14 protein-coding genes are annotated in these 17,559 nt (G+C 71.2%); 12 read left to right on the top strand and 2 right to left on the bottom strand.

All coding sequences use genetic code 11. The features are described from left to right. Positions 1 to 56 precede the first annotated feature (56 nt). The 11 genes from HCC61_RS16990 to HCC61_RS17040 all read left to right on the top strand — a co-directional run bounded on the left by HCC61_RS16990 (position 57) and on the right by HCC61_RS17040 (position 13,979). The gene (locus HCC61_RS16990; RefSeq protein ID WP_169136291.1) at positions 57 to 1,112 is read left to right on the top strand and encodes a methyltransferase; all 1,056 of its coding nucleotides are present in this window, start codon (positions 57 to 59) and stop codon (positions 1,110 to 1,112) included. 633 nt (positions 1,113 to 1,745) lie between these two features. After that, positions 1,746 to 3,128, top strand: coding sequence for an FAD-binding oxidoreductase (locus tag HCC61_RS16995; RefSeq protein ID WP_169136292.1), 1,383 nt, complete (start codon positions 1,746 to 1,748; stop codon positions 3,126 to 3,128). Between the two features lie 181 nt (positions 3,129 to 3,309). Next, on the top strand, positions 3,310 to 4,311 hold the full coding sequence (locus HCC61_RS17000) for a methyltransferase (RefSeq protein ID WP_169136427.1): 1,002 nt from the start codon (positions 3,310 to 3,312) through the stop codon (positions 4,309 to 4,311). 109 nt (positions 4,312 to 4,420) lie between these two features. After that, a complete protein-coding gene (locus HCC61_RS17005) occupies positions 4,421 to 5,488 on the top strand; it encodes a glucose-1-phosphate thymidylyltransferase (protein ID WP_169136293.1) in 1,068 nt (355 codons plus the stop codon). Next, on the top strand, positions 5,485 to 6,468 hold the full coding sequence (gene rfbB, locus HCC61_RS17010; protein WP_169136294.1) for a dTDP-glucose 4,6-dehydratase: 984 nt from the start codon (positions 5,485 to 5,487) through the stop codon (positions 6,466 to 6,468). The genes HCC61_RS17005 and rfbB overlap by 4 nt, the downstream gene beginning before the upstream one ends. After that, complete coding sequence (locus HCC61_RS30760) at positions 6,458 to 7,570, top strand: NAD-dependent epimerase/dehydratase (RefSeq protein ID WP_169136295.1); 1,113 nt, start codon at positions 6,458 to 6,460, stop codon at positions 7,568 to 7,570. Before rfbB ends, HCC61_RS30760 begins: the two co-directional genes overlap by 11 nt. After that, a complete protein-coding gene (gene rfbH / locus HCC61_RS17020; RefSeq protein ID WP_169136296.1) occupies positions 7,567 to 8,871 on the top strand; it encodes a lipopolysaccharide biosynthesis protein RfbH in 1,305 nt (434 codons plus the stop codon). Before HCC61_RS30760 ends, rfbH begins: the two co-directional genes overlap by 4 nt. Positions 8,872 to 9,040: 169 nt before the next feature. Next, the gene (locus HCC61_RS17025) at positions 9,041 to 10,450 is read left to right on the top strand and encodes an NDP-hexose 2,3-dehydratase family protein (RefSeq protein WP_169136297.1); all 1,410 of its coding nucleotides are present in this window, start codon (positions 9,041 to 9,043) and stop codon (positions 10,448 to 10,450) included. Further along, the gene (locus HCC61_RS17030; protein WP_169136298.1) at positions 10,447 to 11,490 is read left to right on the top strand and encodes a Gfo/Idh/MocA family oxidoreductase; all 1,044 of its coding nucleotides are present in this window, start codon (positions 10,447 to 10,449) and stop codon (positions 11,488 to 11,490) included. Before HCC61_RS17025 ends, HCC61_RS17030 begins: the two co-directional genes overlap by 4 nt. Continuing rightward, positions 11,487 to 12,245 (top strand): 4'-phosphopantetheinyl transferase superfamily protein, encoded by a 759-nt coding sequence (locus HCC61_RS17035; RefSeq protein ID WP_169136299.1) that lies wholly within the window; start codon positions 11,487 to 11,489, stop codon positions 12,243 to 12,245. Before HCC61_RS17030 ends, HCC61_RS17035 begins: the two co-directional genes overlap by 4 nt. A 141-nt stretch (positions 12,246 to 12,386) precedes the next feature. Beyond that, entirely contained in the window at positions 12,387 to 13,979 is a 1,593-nt protein-coding gene (locus HCC61_RS17040) for an acyl-CoA carboxylase subunit beta (protein ID WP_169136300.1), read from the top strand. Positions 13,980 to 14,100: 121 nt separating this feature from the next. Here HCC61_RS17040 and HCC61_RS17045 read toward each other — a convergent pair whose 3' ends face one another. Both HCC61_RS17045 and HCC61_RS17050 read right to left on the bottom strand, forming a co-directional pair. Next, complete coding sequence (locus HCC61_RS17045) at positions 14,101 to 14,865, bottom strand: response regulator transcription factor (RefSeq protein ID WP_169136301.1); 765 nt, start codon at positions 14,863 to 14,865, stop codon at positions 14,101 to 14,103. 944 nt (positions 14,866 to 15,809) lie between these two features. Further along, the gene (locus HCC61_RS17050) at positions 15,810 to 16,223 is read right to left on the bottom strand and encodes a MerR family transcriptional regulator (RefSeq protein ID WP_169136302.1); all 414 of its coding nucleotides are present in this window, start codon (positions 16,221 to 16,223) and stop codon (positions 15,810 to 15,812) included. 69 nt (positions 16,224 to 16,292) lie between these two features. On the opposite strand from HCC61_RS17050, the gene HCC61_RS17055 reads away from it, so the two are divergent. Next, positions 16,293 to 17,531: an MFS transporter gene (locus HCC61_RS17055; protein WP_169136303.1), complete on the top strand. Its 1,239-nt coding sequence runs from the start codon at positions 16,293 to 16,295 to the stop codon at positions 17,529 to 17,531. Positions 17,532 to 17,559: the final 28 nt, after the last annotated feature.

Below are 17,559 nucleotides of genomic sequence, written 5' to 3' on the forward strand. Positions count from 1 at the left end.
CAACCCGACGTGCCATGAACAGGGCCCGACAGCGCCCACGTTGATAGGAGAACCGCTTGTCCACGGATGAACAGACGCAGCCCGCGATCACCGGATTCCCCCCGGAGTTCGCCACGTTGATGCAGCTCGGCGACCTGGTGACCCCCATGGCCGTACGGGTGGCCGCGCACCTGCACCTGGTCGACCACATCCAGAACGGAGCCCACGACGTCGAGTCGCTCGCGAAGCTGACCGACTCGCACCAGGACACGCTGCGGCGGCTGATCCGGCACCTGGTCGCCATCGACGTGCTGGAGGAGTCCGCGCCGGACCACTATGTGCCCACCGCCCTGGGCGAGTTGCTGGCACACGGCCACCCGCTGACCCAGGTCGGCTGGCTGGACCCGGACCACATGATCGGGCGGGCCGACCTCTCTCTCGTCCACCTCTTCGACGCGGTCCGCGGGGGCGGCTCCGTCTACGGGCAGCGCTACGGCAGGGAGTTCTGGGACGACGTCTCGGACGACGCGGTCCTCGGCGCCACCTTCTACGACCTGATGGCGAACGGTCAGAAGACCATCTTCAGCGAGGTCGTGAAGCAGCGCGACTGGTCCGGTGTGCGCCGCATCCTCGACGTGGGCGGCGCCGACGGCGACCTGATCGCCGCCGTCCTGGCGAAGGAGCCCGGGATCAGCGCCACCCTGCTGGAGCTTCCCGGCCCCGCGGCCCGCGCGCGGGCGAGGTTCGAGGAGGCGGGACTGACCGGCAAGGCCGACGTGGTCGACGGCAGCTTCTTCGATCCGCTGCCGGGGACGGCCGACCTGATCGCGGTGTCGTTCGTGCTGCACAACTGGCCGGACGAGGACGCCGTACGGATCCTGCGCAACTGCTCGGACGCGCTGGAGCCCGGCGGCTCCGTGCTGCTCATCGAGTGCGCCGACCAGTCGCCCTCCAAGCCGGACCGGGGCTTCACGAGCGGCGATCTGCGGATGCTGGCCTACTTCGGCGGGCGTGAGCGCACGTACGAGGAGTGGCAGGAGCTGGCGGTCGCCGCCGGAATGAGGATCGACTCCGTATCCGGCACCCTCGCCTACGGGGCACGCATGCTCAGCCTGGTGAAATCGTCCGACTGAGGTCTCGTCGTACGCCGCCGAAAAGGCCGACGGCCCGGGGGTATCGAACCGGCCCCCGGGTTCCGCCGTCGCCCTCGCGTGAATTCCCGTCCGTCCGGTGGCGCCGGGAATTTTCCGTAGGAACAGATTCCGTTTCCATGGGCGGCGTGGGCTTTCATGAATGTCCGGGCCCCGGGCGCCGGTCTCGCTCGTCCCGCGTAGCACGGGAAACCGCGGCCGGTCGTAATCTTCCGGGATTTTCATCAGGCCCCGCAAGGGGAAATCCCGGCCCGCGCCGCCGTCCGGTACCACCCTGGCATCCGCTGAACTGGGCGGGCTCCCAAGGTGGTTCACATTTGTACTGACCCGGGGCTGCCCACGGGCGACCGCCGGTCCGTCCGCATGCACGGCCGGTACCGGAGAAGCCTCAGCGGGAGTCTCCGGTCATCCTGAAATCTGCCTGCGAGCCGATGCGTCCGCGCATCGCTATGCCAATCCCGCGCTGGCTGATTCTGTTCGGGAGTTTCAACCATGTTTGACAACGAAAAAGCCCGGGTGGCATCGTCTGAGCGCCTATGAAATCCCGCCGTCTCCACCCGGAGATCGGTCTGGATCAGCCATGCGGATCTGCGACGCATATTAAGGAGTCACTCTGTGACAGCACCTCTCGGCCGCGCCCCCCTTTCGACCGGGGAGCTCACCGATGAGCAGTACGGGCAGGTCATCAGACCCGATGACGACGAGTACGAAACAGCGCGCACGGTGTATCCGGGCGCGGTGGACCGCAGGCCCGCCGTCATCCTGCGCCCCGGGAACGCCACGCAGGTGGCGCAGGGCCTGGCGCTGGCACGAGAGACCGGACTCGAGCTGGCCGTGCGCAGCGGCGGGCACAGCTGGCACGGCGTCTGCGAGGGCGGCATCGTCCTGGACCTGAGCAGGATGCGCGCCATCGAGATCGACGCCGAGGCCCGTACGGCGTGGGCCGAACCCGGCATCACCGCGGGCGAGTTCACCGACGCCGCCGGGGAGCACGGGCTCGCGACCGGATTCGGCGACGGCCGCCTGGTCGGGGTCGGCGGCATCGCCCTGGGCGGCGGCATCGGCTTCCTGTCCCGCAAGCACGGGATGACCATCGACTCGCTGCTGGCCGCGGAGATCGTCACGGCGGACGGCGAGCTGCTGTCGGTGGACGAGCACAGCCACCCCGACCTCTTCTGGGCCATCCGCGGCGGCGGCGGCAACTTCGGCGTGGTGACCCGCTTCAAGTTCAGGCTGCACGAACTCGACGGCGTGTACGGCGGAATCATGGTGCTCCCGGTCGACCCCGGGATCCTGGAGGCGTTCATCGCCGAGGCCGAGGCCGCCCCCGAGGAGCTCTCCACGATCGTCAACGTGTGGACGGCGCCCCCGTTCCCGTTCGTGCCCGAGGAGCACCACGGCAAGCCGATCATTCTCGCGGTGCTGTGCTACGCCGGTCCCGCCGACGAGGGCGAGAAGGTCGTCGACCGGTTCCGGGCGATCGCGACGCCGCTGGCCGACATGGTGCAGGCCATGCCGTACGCCGGGATGTTCCCGCCCGGGGACCCCTTGGAGCACCCCCTCACCATCGAGCGCAACATGTTCATCGACCGGGTCGACCGTGCCGCGGCCGAGACCATCCTGGAGCACATCACCGCTTCGGGCGCGATGATCGCCGGGGCCCAACTGCGGGTGCTGGGCGGTGCCCTGGCACGTGTCCCGTCCGATGCCACGGCCTTCGCCCACCGGCAGAGCAAGATCATGGCCCTGCTGTCCGCCGTCTACGGCGACAAGGCCGAGGCCGACGTGCACGCGACGTGGATCGACGGCTTCAGGGCCGCCCTGAAGCAGTCCGACTCCGGCATCTACGCCGGCTTCGTGGCGACCGCGGACCAGCAGGAGATCCGGGAGGCGCTCTACCCCGGGGACACCGGGGCACGGCTCGCGCAGATCAAGGCGAAGTACGACCCGGAGAACCTCTTCCGCTCCAACCACAACATCCTGCCCGCCACGTCGTAGGCGACGACTGCCGAGAGGGGGGCGCCGGTTGTCCGGCGCCCCCCTCTCGCATGCCCGCACACCGACGGCCCGCGGACCATGCCCCCTTGGAGGACAGCTCATGACACAGGAATCGACGACCGCGGCCGCCGCGGCGCACGACGAAGGCCGGGCGGCGGCGATCGACGACCGCGGGTACCTGATGCAACTCGTGTTCGGGAGCCTGGCGGCGCACACGGTGCGCGCGGCCATCGAGTTGAGGATCGTCGAGCTGATCGGCGGCAAGGAGAGGTCCGCCGCCGAAGTGGCCGCGGAGGCCGGCACCGACCCGCAGGCCACACTCCGGCTGCTGCGCGCCCTGGCCGCCCTGCGCCTCCTTGAGGAGTCCGCGCCGGGCGCCTTCTCGGTGACGTCCGCCGGAGCCCTCCTCGACCCGGGCACCCCGGGCTCGATGGCCTCCATGGTCGCCTCCTCCACGTTCATGGAGCGGATCATGCAGCCCGGCTGGGACCACCTGGCGGACAGCGTCCGCACCGGCGACACCTCGTTCGAGAAGGTCTTCGGCAAGGACTTCTTCAGCCACCTCAAGGACCACCCGGAACGCTCCGCGGGCTTCAACGAGGCGATGAGCCAGGCGACTCGGGGCACCGCCGCGGTGCTGCCGGGCGCCTTCGACTTCGGCCGCCTCGGCACGGTCGCCGACATCGGCGGCGGCGACGGCACGCTGCTCGCCGGCGTCCTGCGGGAGCACCCCTCCCTCAACGGCATCCTCTACGACACCGAGGAGGGCCTGGCCCAGGCCCCGGAGACCCTGCGGCGCGACGGTCTGGCGGACCGCTGCTCCCTGGTGCCGGGGGACTTCTTCGAGTCCGTGCCCGAAGGCGCCGGCGCCTACCTGATCAAGAGCATCCTTCACGACTGGCCGGACGACCTGTGCGTCACGATCCTCGGCCACTGCCGCGAGGTCCTCCCGGCGGACGGACGCGTACTGATCGTGGAGCCCGTCCTGTCCGAGGCGGTCGACCCGCAGTCCGTGGGGCTCTACCTCGGCGATCTCAACATGCTCGTCAACTGGGGCGGCAGGGAGCGCACTCGCTCCGAGTTCGAGGAGGTGTGCGGCCGGGCGGGACTCGCGGTCGAGTCGGTGACACGGCTCGGCGGACCCGGCGGGCTGTTCTGCCTCATCGAGGCCAGGGCCGCCTGACGCGCCAGGGCCGCCTGACGCGGCGGTGCCGCGTGCCGCTGCCGGGCGACGTCGCGCGGCGCGCCGCGCCCGTACAGCGCACGAACCAACGAACCGAGAGGACCTCTCGATGAAGGCTCTGGTGCTCGCAGGCGGGTCCGGTACCCGCCTGCGCCCCTTCAGTTACTCGATGCCCAAGCAGCTCATCCCCATCGCGAACACGCCCGTCCTCGTGCACGTACTGAAGGGCGTCCGGGATCTGGGGGTGACCGACGTCGGCGTCATCGTCGGCAACCGCGGGCCCGAGATCGAGGCCGTGCTCGGCGACGGATCCCGGTTCGGCCTGCGGATCACCTGCATCCCACAGGACGTGCCGGGCGGGCTGGCCCACACCGTGTCCCTCGCACGCGGCTTCCTCGGCGACGACGACTTCGTGATGTACCTGGGCGACAACATGCTGCCCGACGGGGTCGTCGGCATCGCCGAGGAGTTCGCCAGGCACCGCCCCGCCGCCCAGGTCGTCGTGTGCAAGGTGCCCGACCCCCGCTCCTTCGGGGTCGCCGAACTCGGCCCCGGCGGCGAGGTGTTGCGGCTGGTGGAGAAGCCCGAGCAGCCGCGCAGCGACTTGGCGCTGATCGGCGTGTACTTCTTCACGTCCGCCATCCACGAGGCGGTGGCGGCCATCGAGCCCAGCGCCCGCGGCGAGCTGGAGATAACCGACGCCGTCCAGTGGCTGGTCTCCTCCGGCGCGGACGTACGGGCCGGCCGGTACGACGGCTACTGGAAGGACACCGGACAGGTCGAGGACGTACTGGAGTGCAACAGCCGTCTCCTGGACGGTCTGAGCCGGCGCGTGGACGGCCGGGTCGACACCGGCAGCGTCCTCGTGGGCAAGGTCGTCGTCGAGGAGGGGGCGCGCGTACTGCGGTCCCGCATCGAGGGCCCGGTGATCATCGGCGCCGGCACCGTCGTGGAGGAGAGCCATATCGGCCCGTACACCTCGATCGGGCGGGACTGCCTGGTGACCGGCAGCCGGCTGGAGGGCTCGATCGCCCTGGACGAGGCTTCGGTGACCGGCGTGCACGGCCTGCGCGACTCGCTGATCGGCCGCGCCGCCTCCGTCGGCACCACCGTCCGCGGAACCGACCATCACTGCCTGGTCGTCGGGGACCACACCCGAGTGGAGGTCGCGGCATGAGGATCCTGGTCACCGGAGCGGCCGGCTTCATCGGCTCCAACTTCGTCCGCCGGCTGCTGGCCGACGAGTACACGTGCTGGGCGGGCGCCCAGGTCACCGCCCTGGACAAGCTGACCTACGCGGGCAACCGTGACAACATCCCGGCCGCGCACGAGCGGTTGGTGTTCGTATGCGGCGACGTCTGCGACCGCGACCTGATGCGCCAGCTCGTGCCGGGCCACGACGCCGTGGTCCACTTCGCGGCCGAGTCCCACGTCGACCGCTCCCTGGAGGGCGCGGGCGAGTTCTTCCGTACGAACGTGCTCGGCACCCAGACCGTGCTGGACGCCGTGCTGAACAGCGACGTGGAACGGGTCGTGCACGTCTCGACCGACGAGGTGTACGGCTCGATCGAGGAGGGCTCCTGGACCGAGGAGTGGCCGCTGGCGCCCAACACCCCGTACGCCGCCTCGAAGGCCGGCTCGGACCTCGTCGCCCGTACGTACTGGCGCACGCACGGCGTTGACCTGTCCATCACGCGCTGCTCCAACAACTACGGGCCGCATCAGCACCCCGAGAAGGTCATCCCGCTGTTCGTCACGAACCTGCTGGAGGGCCGCCAGGTCCCGCTCTACGGCGACGGGCGCAACGTCCGCGAGTGGCTGCACGTGGACGACCACTGCCGCGGCATCAACCTCGTGCTCAACCAGGGCCAGCCCGGCGAGATCTACAACATCGGCGGCGGCAACGGTTACACGAACCTCGCACTGACCGAGAAGCTGCTCGAACTGACCGGCGCGGGCGAGGAGATGATCCGCCGCGTGCCGGACCGCAAGGCGCACGACCTGCGTTACTCGATCGACGAGTCCAAGATCCGCGAGCAGCTCGGCTATGCGCCGCTGACCGGCTTCGAGGAGGGCCTGGCCGAGACGGTCGCCTGGTACCGGGACAACCCCGACTGGTGGAAGGCCGTCAAGCACGGGATGAGCCGTGCGGTCTGACGCCCGTCCGCTGGCCGGGCTCTCGGTCGTCGTGCTCGGCGGCTCCGGGTTCCTGGGCGGCCACATCGCCGCGGTCTTCTCCCAACTGGGCGCCCGGGTGCATGCGGTGTCGCGCACCGGCGGGCCCAGCACCGGCGGATCACCCTCCGGCGGGCCCCGCACCGACGGACCGCCCTCCGGCGAATCACCCACCGCCCGGCCCGGCCCCGCCCTGCACGCCGTGCCCGTACGACTGGATCTGCTCGCGGCGGCGCCGCAGGACATCGCCGCGCTGCTCGACTCGGCCGGCGCCGACGTGGTGGTCAATGCGGCCGGGCGGGCCTGGCGGGCCGGCGAGGAGGAGATGGCGGCGGGCAACGCCGAACTGGTCGAGCGTCTCGTCGCGGTTCTCGCCGAGCGGCCCGGTCCGCCGGTACGGCTCGTCCAGTTGGGCACCGTCCACGAGTACGGGGCGGGCGCACCGGACACCGCCACCGGTGAGGACCACCCGCCGGCCCCGGTCAGCGCCTACGGCCGCACCAAGTTGCTGGGAACCCGGGCAGTTCTGCGCGCGGCGTCCGAGCGGGGCGTGGACGGCGTGGTGCTGCGGCTCGCCAACGTGCTCGGTGCCGGAGTCCCGGAGGGCAGTCTCTTCGGACGTGTCGCGGCCCATCTCGGTGCGGCCGCGCGCGCCGTCGAACGCGGCGAGAGCGCCCCCGAGTTGCGGCTTCCGCCGCTGCGCGCGGCCCGCGACCTGGTGGACGCGGGCGACGCCGCCGCCGCGGTGCTGGCCGCGGCCACGGCACCGGGAGCGGCCGTGACGGGACGGGTGATCAACGTGGGCCGCGGCGAGGCCGTCCCGGTGCGCGGACTGATCCAGCGCATGGTCTCGCTCAGCGGTCTGGACGTGCCGGTCGCCGAGACCTCCGAGGGCGCGCCCGCGCGCGCCGACGTCGCGCGGCAGCGGCTGGACATCGCTCGCGCCGCGCGGCTGCTCGACTGGCGGCCCCGCCGCCGGCTCGACGACTCCCTGCGCGATCTGCTCGCGCCCGTACTGCCGCCGGGGCACGCACCGATCCGCGCCGCGGCCGGCGCACCGGACATGGAAGGGGACGCACTGTGAGCGACCGCAAGGAACCGGTACTCGACGAGGTCCGCAAGTACCACCGGGAGGCCTCCCCGGAGCGGGAGTTCATCCCCGGCACGACGGAGATCTGGCCGTCCGGCGCGGTGCTGGACGAGGAGGACCGTACGGCCCTGGTGGAGGCCGCGCTGGAGATGCGCATCGCCGCCGGCCGCAGCTGCCGCAAGTTCGAGTCCGCCTTCGCCCGGCGGCTCAAGCGCCGCAAGGCCCACCTCACCAACTCCGGTTCGTCGGCGAACCTGCTGGCCGTCTCGGCTCTCACCTCTCACCTGCTGGAGGAGGCGCAGCTGAAGCCGGGCGACGAGGTGATCACGGTGGCGGCGGGCTTCCCGACCACCGTCAACCCGATCCTCCAGAACGGCCTCGTGCCCGTCTTCGTGGACGTGGACCTCACCACCTGCAACGCGACGGCCGACCGGGTCGCCGCCGCGATCGGCCCGAAGACGCGTGCCGTCGTCCTCGCGCACGCGCTCGGCAACCCCTTCCCCGTCGCCGAGATCGCCCGACTCGCCGAGGAGCACGGCCTGTTCCTCATCGAGGACAACTGCGACGCGGTCGGATCGCTGTACGACGGGAAGCTCACCGGCACCTTCGGCGACATGACCACCGTCAGCTTCTATCCGGCCCACCACCTCACCATGGGCGAGGGCGGCTGCGTACTGACCTCGAACCTGGCGCTGGCGCGGATCGTGGAGTCGCTGCGGGACTGGGGACGTGACTGCTGGTGCGAGCCCGGCGAGAGCGACAAGTGCCTCAAGCGGTTCACGTACCAGATGGGCACCCTGCCCGCCGGGTACGACCACAAGTACATCTTCTCCCACGTCGGTTACAACCTGAAGGCGACCGACATCCAGGGGGCCCTGGGGCTGACCCAACTCGCCAAGCTGGACGGCTTCATCGAGGCCAGGAAGCGCAACTGGCGGCGGCTGCGGGACGGTCTGGACGGCGTACCGGGCCTGCTGCTCCCGGACGCCACACCGCGCTCCGACCCGAGCTGGTTCGGCTTCGTGCTCACGGTGGACCCCGAAGCGCCGTTCAGCCGTGCCGAGTTGGTCGCCTTCCTGGAGGACCGGAAGATCGGCACCCGCAGGCTGTTCGCCGGCAACCTGACCCGGCACCCCGCCTATATCGGCCGGCCGCACCGGATCGTGGGCGAGCTGACGAACAGCGACGTCATCACGGACCAGACCTTCTGGATCGGGGTCTATCCGGCGCTCACCGACGAGATGCTGGACTACGTCACCGCATCGATCAAGGAGTTCGTGGCCGCGCACGGCTGAGCCACCGGCACGGCTGAACCCAACGTGCCCCGGTCCCGGCCGACTTCGCGGACCCCGCCGGCTTCACCGACTCGCGAACCCCGCCGAGACTCGCGAACCCCCGCCGACCTCACCCACGCGTCGTGCCCGGCCCTCGCGGTCCGGTGCCACCGGACCCAGGGAGTCCCTGATGCCTTCTCCGTCCCCCCGTCCTCCGCTCAAGGCACGCGCGGACGTGCGTCTGCCGTCCCGCATCGCGCTGTCCGCGGCGGCCGCGGAAGGCGTACAGCTGCGCACCGGGGACTTCGCCGGGTGGCTGGCCGAGCGCGGCCGGGCCGGCGAGTTCCGCGTGGAGCGCATACCGTTCGCGGAGCTGGACGGCTGGTCGTTCGACGAGCGCACCGGGAACCTCGCGCACCGCAGCGGCCGCTTCTTCACCGTCGAGGGCCTGCACGTAACGGAGGAGGACGGGCCTTACGGGGACGGCCCGTACGCCGACTGGCACCAGCCCGTCATCCGGCAGCCCGAGGTGGGCGTACTGGGCATCCTCGTAAAGGAGTTCAACGGGGTGCTCCACTTCCTGATGCAGGCCAAGATGGAGCCGGGCAACCCGAACCTGCTCCAGCTCTCGCCCACGGTCCAGGCCACCCGCAGCAACTACACCAAGGTCCACAAGGGCGCGGACGTGAAGTACATCGAGCACTTCGTAGGCCCGCGCCGCGGGCGCGTCATCGCCGACGTGCTCCAGTCCGAACACGGCTCGTGGTTCTACCGGAAGTCCAACCGCAACATGATCGTGGAAGCTTCCGGTGACGTGCCGCTGCTCGACGACTTCTGCTGGCTCACCCTCGGCCAGATCGGCGAACTGCTGCACCGGGACAACGTCGTGAACATGGACTCGCGCACCGTGCTGTCCTGCCTGCCCCACCCCGGCACCGGATCCGGAGCCCTGCTCGGCGACATCGAGCTGCTCTCCTGGATCACCGGCGAACGCGCCCGGCACGATGTGCGGGCCGAGCGCGTGCCGCTCGCGAACCTTCCCGGGTGGAAGCGCGGCGAGCAGGCCGTCGAGCACGAGGACGGCCGCTACTTCCGGGTGGTCGCGGTGTCCGTGCGGGCCGGCAACCGCGAGGTCACGAGCTGGACCCAGCCCCTCTTCGAACCCGTGGGCCGGGGCGTGACCGCCTTCCTCACCCGCGAGTTCGGGGGCGTGCAGCACGTCCTGGTGCACGCCCGCGTCGAGGGCGGCTTCCTCGACACCGTGGAGCTGGGCCCCACCGTGCAGTACACCCCGGAGAACTACGCCCACCTCGACGCGCCCCACCGGCCGCGCTTCCTCGACACGGTGCTGGGTGCGCGCGCGGACCGCATCCGCTACGAGGCCGTCCACTCCGAGGAGGGCGGACGCTTCCTCGACGCCGAGAGCCGCTACCTGATCGTCGACGCGGACGAGGCCGACGCACCGCAGCACCCGCCGCCCGGCTACGCCTGGGTCACCCCGGAACAGCTCACCTCCCTGGTACGGCACGGCCACTACCTCAACGTCCAGGGACGCACCCTGCTGGCGTGCCTCAACGCGACGGCGGTGACCGCCCGATGAGCGGACCCGTGCGCGTCGGGGTGATCGGCTGCGCGGACATCGCGGTGCGCCGGATGCTCCCGGGCTTCGAGGCGTACGCGGACACCGAGATCGCGGCCGTCGCCAGCCGCTCGCGGGAGAAGGCGGAACGCGTCGCGGAGCGCTTCGGCGGCCGGCCGGTACGGGGCTACGCCGCACTGCTGGACCTCGACGAGGTGGACGCCGTCTATGTGCCGCTGCCCGCCGCGCTGCACGACCAGTGGGTCGAGGCCGCTCTCGACGCAGGCAAGCATGTGCTGGCGGAGAAGCCCCTGACGACGAACGCCGCCCGCACCGGGCGGCTTCTCGGCCTGGCCCGCAGCCGCGGGCTGGCGCTGATGGAGAACGTCATGTTCGTGCACCATCCGCGGCACGAGGCCGTACGGCGCCTGGCGGCGGACGGCGCGATCGGCGAACTGCGGGCGCTGCACGCGGCGTTCACCATCCCGGCCCCGCCGGACACGGACATCCGCCACCGGCCCGAGCTCGGCGGAGGTGCGCTGGCGGACGTCGGCCTCTACCCGCTGCGGGCGGCCCTGCACTTCCTCGGCGCGGGACCGGGGCCGGGACCGGGACCGGGGCCTGGACCGGAAGGCCCTGGGCCGGAGGGCTCCGGACCGGGTCCTGGACCGGAGCCTGGGCCGGAGGTCGTCGGGGCCCAACTCATGTGCGGCCGCGGCCGCGAGGTGGAGACCGCGGGCGCCGTCCTCCTGCGCACCCGCGAGGGGAGTACCGCCCAGATCACCTTCGGCATGGAGCACTCGTACGTCTCACGCTACGAACTGTGGGGCAGCGCGGGGCGGATCACCGTGGACCGTGCGTTCACGCCGCCGGCGGACTTCGTCCCCGTGATCGAACTGCACCGGCACGGTGGCCGCGAGGAGATCCGGCTGGAACCCCACGACCAAGTGGCCGCCACCATCGCCGCGTTCGTCGCCTCCGTACGCGCCGGCGCCGCTCCCGCCGATGAGACGCTGCGCCAGGCCCGCCTGCTGGACGACGTACGCGACCGGGCCGCGTGACCGCCCCGCGGTCACCGCTCGACGCCGCGATGCCGCGGCCGCGCCTGCGGCTGGGAACGGTGGACCTCTGGCTGCTGCCCGCGCCCGAGACGGCCGGACTGCACGGCGCGCTCGCGCTGCACGAGCTGGACGAGGCCGAGCGCGGTCGCGCGGACGCGTTCCGGCGGGCCGCCGACCGGGAGCGGTACGTGGCCGCCCACATCGCGCTGCGTCGGCTGCTCGCCGCGTACTCGGGCACGGCGCCGCAGGACATCGCCTTCGCACGCGCGGACTGTCCGCGGTGCGGCGCTCCGCACGGACGCCCTGAACTGGCAAGCGGCGGCGCGCACTTCTCGCTGTCGCACAGCCGGGGCGCCGTGCTCATCGGCGTGGCCCGCTCGCAGGTCGGCGTGGACGTTGAGCGGCTACCGCGGCCGGAGCGTGTCGACGTGTGCGCTCCGGCGCTCCACCCGGGCGAGCGGCGGGAGTTGGAGCGGCACGCGCTCGCGGACCGCCCGGCCGCGTTCGCCCGGCTGTGGGCCCGCAAGGAGGCCTATCTCAAGGGAACGGGCGTCGGGGTCGGCGGCTGGACGTCGGAGGTGTACCTGGGCGACGACAGCTCCGGTACCCCGTCACGGCCCGTCGGATGGAGCGTCGTTGACGTGCCCTGCGGCGCGGACCACGCGGCCGCGGCCGCGGTGCGAGGGCGTGCGCCCCGGCAGACCGTGCGCCGGCTGCCGCCACAGGCGGTGCTCGCAGGTGGACGAATCCACTGACGCGTCAAACGGATGCGTCAGTGACCTGCCGTGTCAGTGGACGGGCCGTGTCAGCGGACGTACCGCGTCAGTTGACGTGCCGGGGCGCCGCCGAGGCGGGCGCGGCCCGAAAGCCCCGAACAGTTGTGAGGAGGAAGACCGATGACCGTCCTGGACGACCGCCCGGGGGAAAGGCCCCGACTCGACGACGCGGACGGGCGATTGGCCGAGCTGCACGAGATCCGTGCCCGGGCGTCGGCCGGCCCCGGAGAGAAGGCGACCGCGGCGCAGCACGCCAAGGGCAAGCTGACCGTCCGTGAGCGCATCGAGCTGCTGCTGGACCCGGAGTCCTTCAACGAGGTCGAGCAGCTGCGCCGGCACCGGGCCACCGGGTTCGGTCTGGAGGCCAAGAGGCCCTACACCGACGGCGTCGTGACCGGCTGGGGCACGGTCGAGGGCCGCACGGTCTTCGTCTACGCCCACGACTTCCGCATCTTCGGCGGCGCCCTCGGCGAGGCCCACGCCTCGAAGATCCACAAGATCATGGATATGGCCATCGCCGCCGGGGCTCCGCTGATCTCGCTGAACGACGGTGCGGGCGCCCGTATTCAGGAGGGTGTCTCGGCGCTGGCCGGTTACGGCGGGATCTTCCAGCGCAACACCCGGGCGAGCGGGGTCATCCCGCAGATCTCGGTGATGCTGGGCCCGTGCGCGGGCGGTGCCGCATACAGCCCCGCGCTCACGGACTTCGTGTTCATGGTCCGCGACACCTCGCAGATGTTCATCACCGGACCGGACGTCGTAAAGGCGGTGACCGGCGAGGAGATCACCCAGAACGGGCTGGGCGGTGCGGACGTGCACGCCGGGACGAGCGGCGTCTGCCACTTCGCCTACGACGACGAGGACACGTGCATCGCCGAGGTGCGCTACCTGCTGTCGATGCTTCCGCAGAACAACCGCGAACTGCCTCCGGCGGCCGACTCGGACGACTCGGCCCGCCGCCGGTGCACCGCGCTCGCCGACCTGGTGCCGGCCGACGGCAACCGTCCCTACGACATGGCCGAGGTCATCGAGGAACTCGTCGACGAGGGCGACTACTTGGAGGTCCACGAGCGCTGGGCCCGCAACGTCATCTGCGCCCTGGCCCGGCTGGGCGGCGAGGTGGTGGGCATCATCGCCAACCAGCCGCAGACCCTCGCGGGGGTGCTGGACATCGAGGCCTCCGAGAAGGCGGCTCGCTTTGTGCAGATGTGCGACGCGTTCAACATCCCGATCGTGACGCTGCTGGACGTGCCGGGCTTCCTGCCGGGCGTCGACCAGGAGCACGGCGGGATCATCCGGCACGGCGCCAAGTTGCTGTACGCGTACTGCAACGCGACGGTGCCGCGGATCTCGGTGGTGCTGCGCAAGGCGTACGGCGGTGCGTACATCGTGATGGATTCGCAGTCCATCGGCGCCGATCTGACCTTCGCGTGGCCGACGAACGAGATCGCGGTCATGGGCGCGGAAGGCGCGGCGAACGTGATCTTCCGGCGGGAGATCACGGGCGCGGACGATCCGGACGCGATGCGCGCGCGGATGGTCAAGGAGTACAAGGCCGAGCTGATGCACCCGTACTACGCGGCCGAACGCGGACTCGTCGACGACGTCATCGAGCCCCAGGAGACCCGCCAGGTCCTCATCGACTCCCTGGCGATGCTCCGCACCAAGCACGCCGACCTGCCCTCACGCAAACACGGCAACCCGCCGCTCTGACCGCCGCCGGCCGCCTCGTCCGGCGGCTCAGGCCCAACGTCCGGGAGATGCGCGGGAGTTCCCGGAGATTTTGCCGGAAATTAAGCGGGACCATAAGCGTGCGGCCCCGCCGTCGAAAGGGTCAGGCGGGGCCGAAACGGAAACCTACGCCGCGCACCGTGGTTATCCAGCGGCTGGAACCGAGTTTGCTGCGCAGGCTGCTGACATGTGTGTCGATGGTGCGGCCCGGTTTCGCTTTGGGATCGCTCCAGACCTGGGTCATTATCTGTCTGCGCGAAAAAACGCTGCCCGGCCGTGAGGCGAGCAGATAGAGCAGGTCGAATTCCTTCCGGGTCACTTCTATGTAGCGGCCGTCGAGCCGGATCTCGCGGGCCCGGTGGTCGATGCGCAGCGAGCCGACCGATATCACGTCCTCGGGGACGAACGGCTGGAGCCGGACCCTGCGCATCACGGCTTCTATTCGGGCGGTCAATTCGGTCAGGCTGCACGGCTTGACGACATAGTCGTCGGCTCCCGCGCGGAGACTGAGGACCCTGTCGAGTTCCGTGTCGCGAGCGGTGACGACGATGATGGCGACATCGCAGACGGCCCTTATGCTGCGGCACAACTCCACGCCGTCCAGGTCCGGAAGGTCCAGGTCGACGAGGAGGAGGTCCGCCGTCCTGTGCTGCTGGAGCGCCTCGGCTCCCGTCCGTACCTGCTCCGCCTTGTACCCGTGCCTGCGGAGTCCCAGAATGAGCAGGTCGGCGTCCTCGGACTCGCTTTCCACGGCCAGCAGACGCACTGCCTTGCGGTCCGTCCTTTCCTGCGGCCGAGCGGAAGCGGCCGGTGCGGACGTTTGCTGTGGAATGCAAGGCGTGACGGTTTTGGTGAGCTGGTGTTTCATACCGGGGACAGCCTCCACTTTCGTCCAGTAGAACGGAGTCTGAGTAAGCATCTCCATGCGCGCACACGAAAGCGCGCATCGCCGGAATCCGGCTGGGACCGGATGCTTGGCGAACGGTGAAGGAAAGAGGGGTCCGGGATCGCATCGGAACGAGGTGAATGCCGATGCGCACCGGGGCCACTGGATAACCGGCCCACGCCCGTCAACTTGTCAAGAAAAGTGCCTCGGCCACACTGCCCCCGTTCCCCGTTGGTCCGCCGACGATGTCATGACATCGGCCATGAGCGCTTCCCCGTGTCATGAAAGCCAAACACGAAGACACTCACGCAATCAGTGTACACACGCCCGCTGCGGTGCACACAGGGTTTCAGGTTCGTCAACCCGGAGGAGTGGACGAAGAGTTGGGGTGTGTGGCCGGTTCGTGCAGGGGGCCTGTGCGTTTCCCCCGTACACCGATCCATTCCGGCCAGCCGGTAGGTTCCGGCCGCCGGACGTGGCAATTCCGCACGCGCTGCCCGTGCAGTCCGGGAGGGGGTCTCCTGCCCGGTCGCCGCGGCCGGCGCGGTTCAAGCAGGGCGCCGCGCAAGCCTGTTCAGGCGTGCCGCGGCTGCCGTCCACGCGCCGCGGGCCGCGGGCGCGGACGACCCCGAAGAGCGCGCCGGGACCGTCGAGTTGCTCTACGACGGTGCGCTCGCCGGGTCGAAGTTCAGCCGGTCCGTCGCGCCGATCCGGCTCGCGCGGGAGCATGCGCGGAGTCTCCTCGCGCAGTGGACGGCGAGAGGTAAGTGAGCGTGGCGCACCACGACTTCCCTTCCGTCGGACCGCCCGGACCGCCCGTACTCCCGGGCGCGCGCCGGGAGTTCACCGGCGGCCGCTCCGCGGACAGGAGGCCCGGGGCGACCCTCACCCGGCCCGGCCCGGCCCGGCTCAGTCGCGGCGCCGGCTCACGCGCACTCCGACGCGGCACGCTCCCCGCACTCCGGCTCCCGCTCCGGCTCCGGCCGTACGACGGCGAGGTAGGCGCGCAGCGCGTCCCGGTTGCGGGTGAGGCAGTCGATGCGCTCCTGGAGCCGTTCGATCTCCCGCAGCAGCAGCTGCGCGGTCTCCTGCGTCAGGCAGTCGGGGTGCAGGTGGATGTCGTCCGGCTTGTCGAGGTAGGGCAGCACCCTGCGGATGATCTGTGTCGTGAGCCCGGAGTCGAGCAGGCCCCTGATCTGCCTGACCCGGTGGACGGCCGAAGTGCCGTACGCGCGGTAGCCGTTGGCGGCACGCTCCGGGTGCAGGAGCCCCTGCTCCTCGTAGTAGCGCAGCATCCTGGGCGGAGTGCCCGTACGGCGGGACAGCTCACCGATCCTCATGGCGCCCCCTCCGGGCCGCGGCCGTCCGCGGTTGCCTTCACACTGATGTGAGGGTTTCACCATGCTGACATGACCGACATCCCGTGCACAGACCCGGCAGCCCGCCGCCCCGGCCGCCCTGCCACCGGGGTGGCCGCCGGGGAGGCCGCCGGACTGCCCTGGCCGGGGCTACTGGCCCTGTTCACCGCCGCGTTCACCGCCGTGCTGACCGAACTGCTTCCGGCCGGCCTGCTGCCGCAGATCAGCGGCAGCTTCGAAGTGTCCCAAGCGCGGGCCGGGTTCCTGGTGACCGGATACGCCACCGCCTCCTTCGTCGCCGCGATACCGCTGACCGCCGCGCTGCGGAGCCTGCCGCGCCGGCCGGTGCTCATCGGCGCGCTCATCGGATTCGCGGTCTCCAACGCCGTCGTCGCCGTCTCCCCGGCGTACGAGTCGGCCTTCGCGGCACGGCTGCTGGCCGGCGCCGCGGGCGGCGTGCTCTGGGCGATGCTCGCGGGCTACGCCGCCCGCATGGTCCCCTTTCGGCTCCGGGGCCGCGCCATCGCGGTCGTCCTGGCCGGGATCACCGTCGCGCTCTCCCTCGGCGTCCCCGCGGGCACGGCGCTCTTCTCCGTACTCGGCTGGCGCACCGGCTTCGCCGCGCTCGCCGTGTCCGCCGTGCTGCTGGTGGCCTGGGTGCGCTGGAAGGTCCCCGGCTTCAGCGGCGAACCGGCGGGCGAGCGGCTGCCGTTGCGCGGCGTGGTCTCCCTGCGCGGTACGACGGCGATCCTCTGCGTCACGCTCCTCCTGCTGACGGGACACCAGGCGATGTACACCTACATCGCGCCGTTCACGGGCTCCGCCGGGTTCCATCGCACGGCGCTGGTCCTGTTCGTCTTCGGCGCCGCCACCGTCGTCGGCATCGGCGTCGCAGGCGCGCTCGCCGACCGCCGCCTCCGGCTCTCGGCACTGTGCTGCCTGGCCGGTACGGCGGTCTCCATGCTCGCCCTCGGGCTGCACGGAGGCGGCACGGTGGCACTGCTGACCGCCGTCGCCCTCTGGGGCGTCGCCTTCGGCGGCGCACCGACGCTGATTCAGACCGCTCTCATCGACGTCTCCGGCACGGAGAACGCCGACGCGGCCACGTCCATGCAGGCCACCGTCTACAACGCGGGCATCGCGGCCGGTTCCCTCACGGGCGGCGTCGTACTGGACGGCTGGGGCCCGCAGGGCCTGCCCTGGACGGCCCTTCCGCTCGTGGCCGCGGCCCTGCTCGTCGTCGCCCTCGCACGCCGCCACGCCTTCCCCGCACTCCGCCGGCCCCGCTGAACCCCGTGCCGAGGGGGCTCGCCGTCGG

The organism is Streptomyces sp. HNM0575, assembly GCF_012726265.1.
GTDB lineage: Bacteria > Actinomycetota > Actinomycetes > Streptomycetales > Streptomycetaceae > Streptomyces.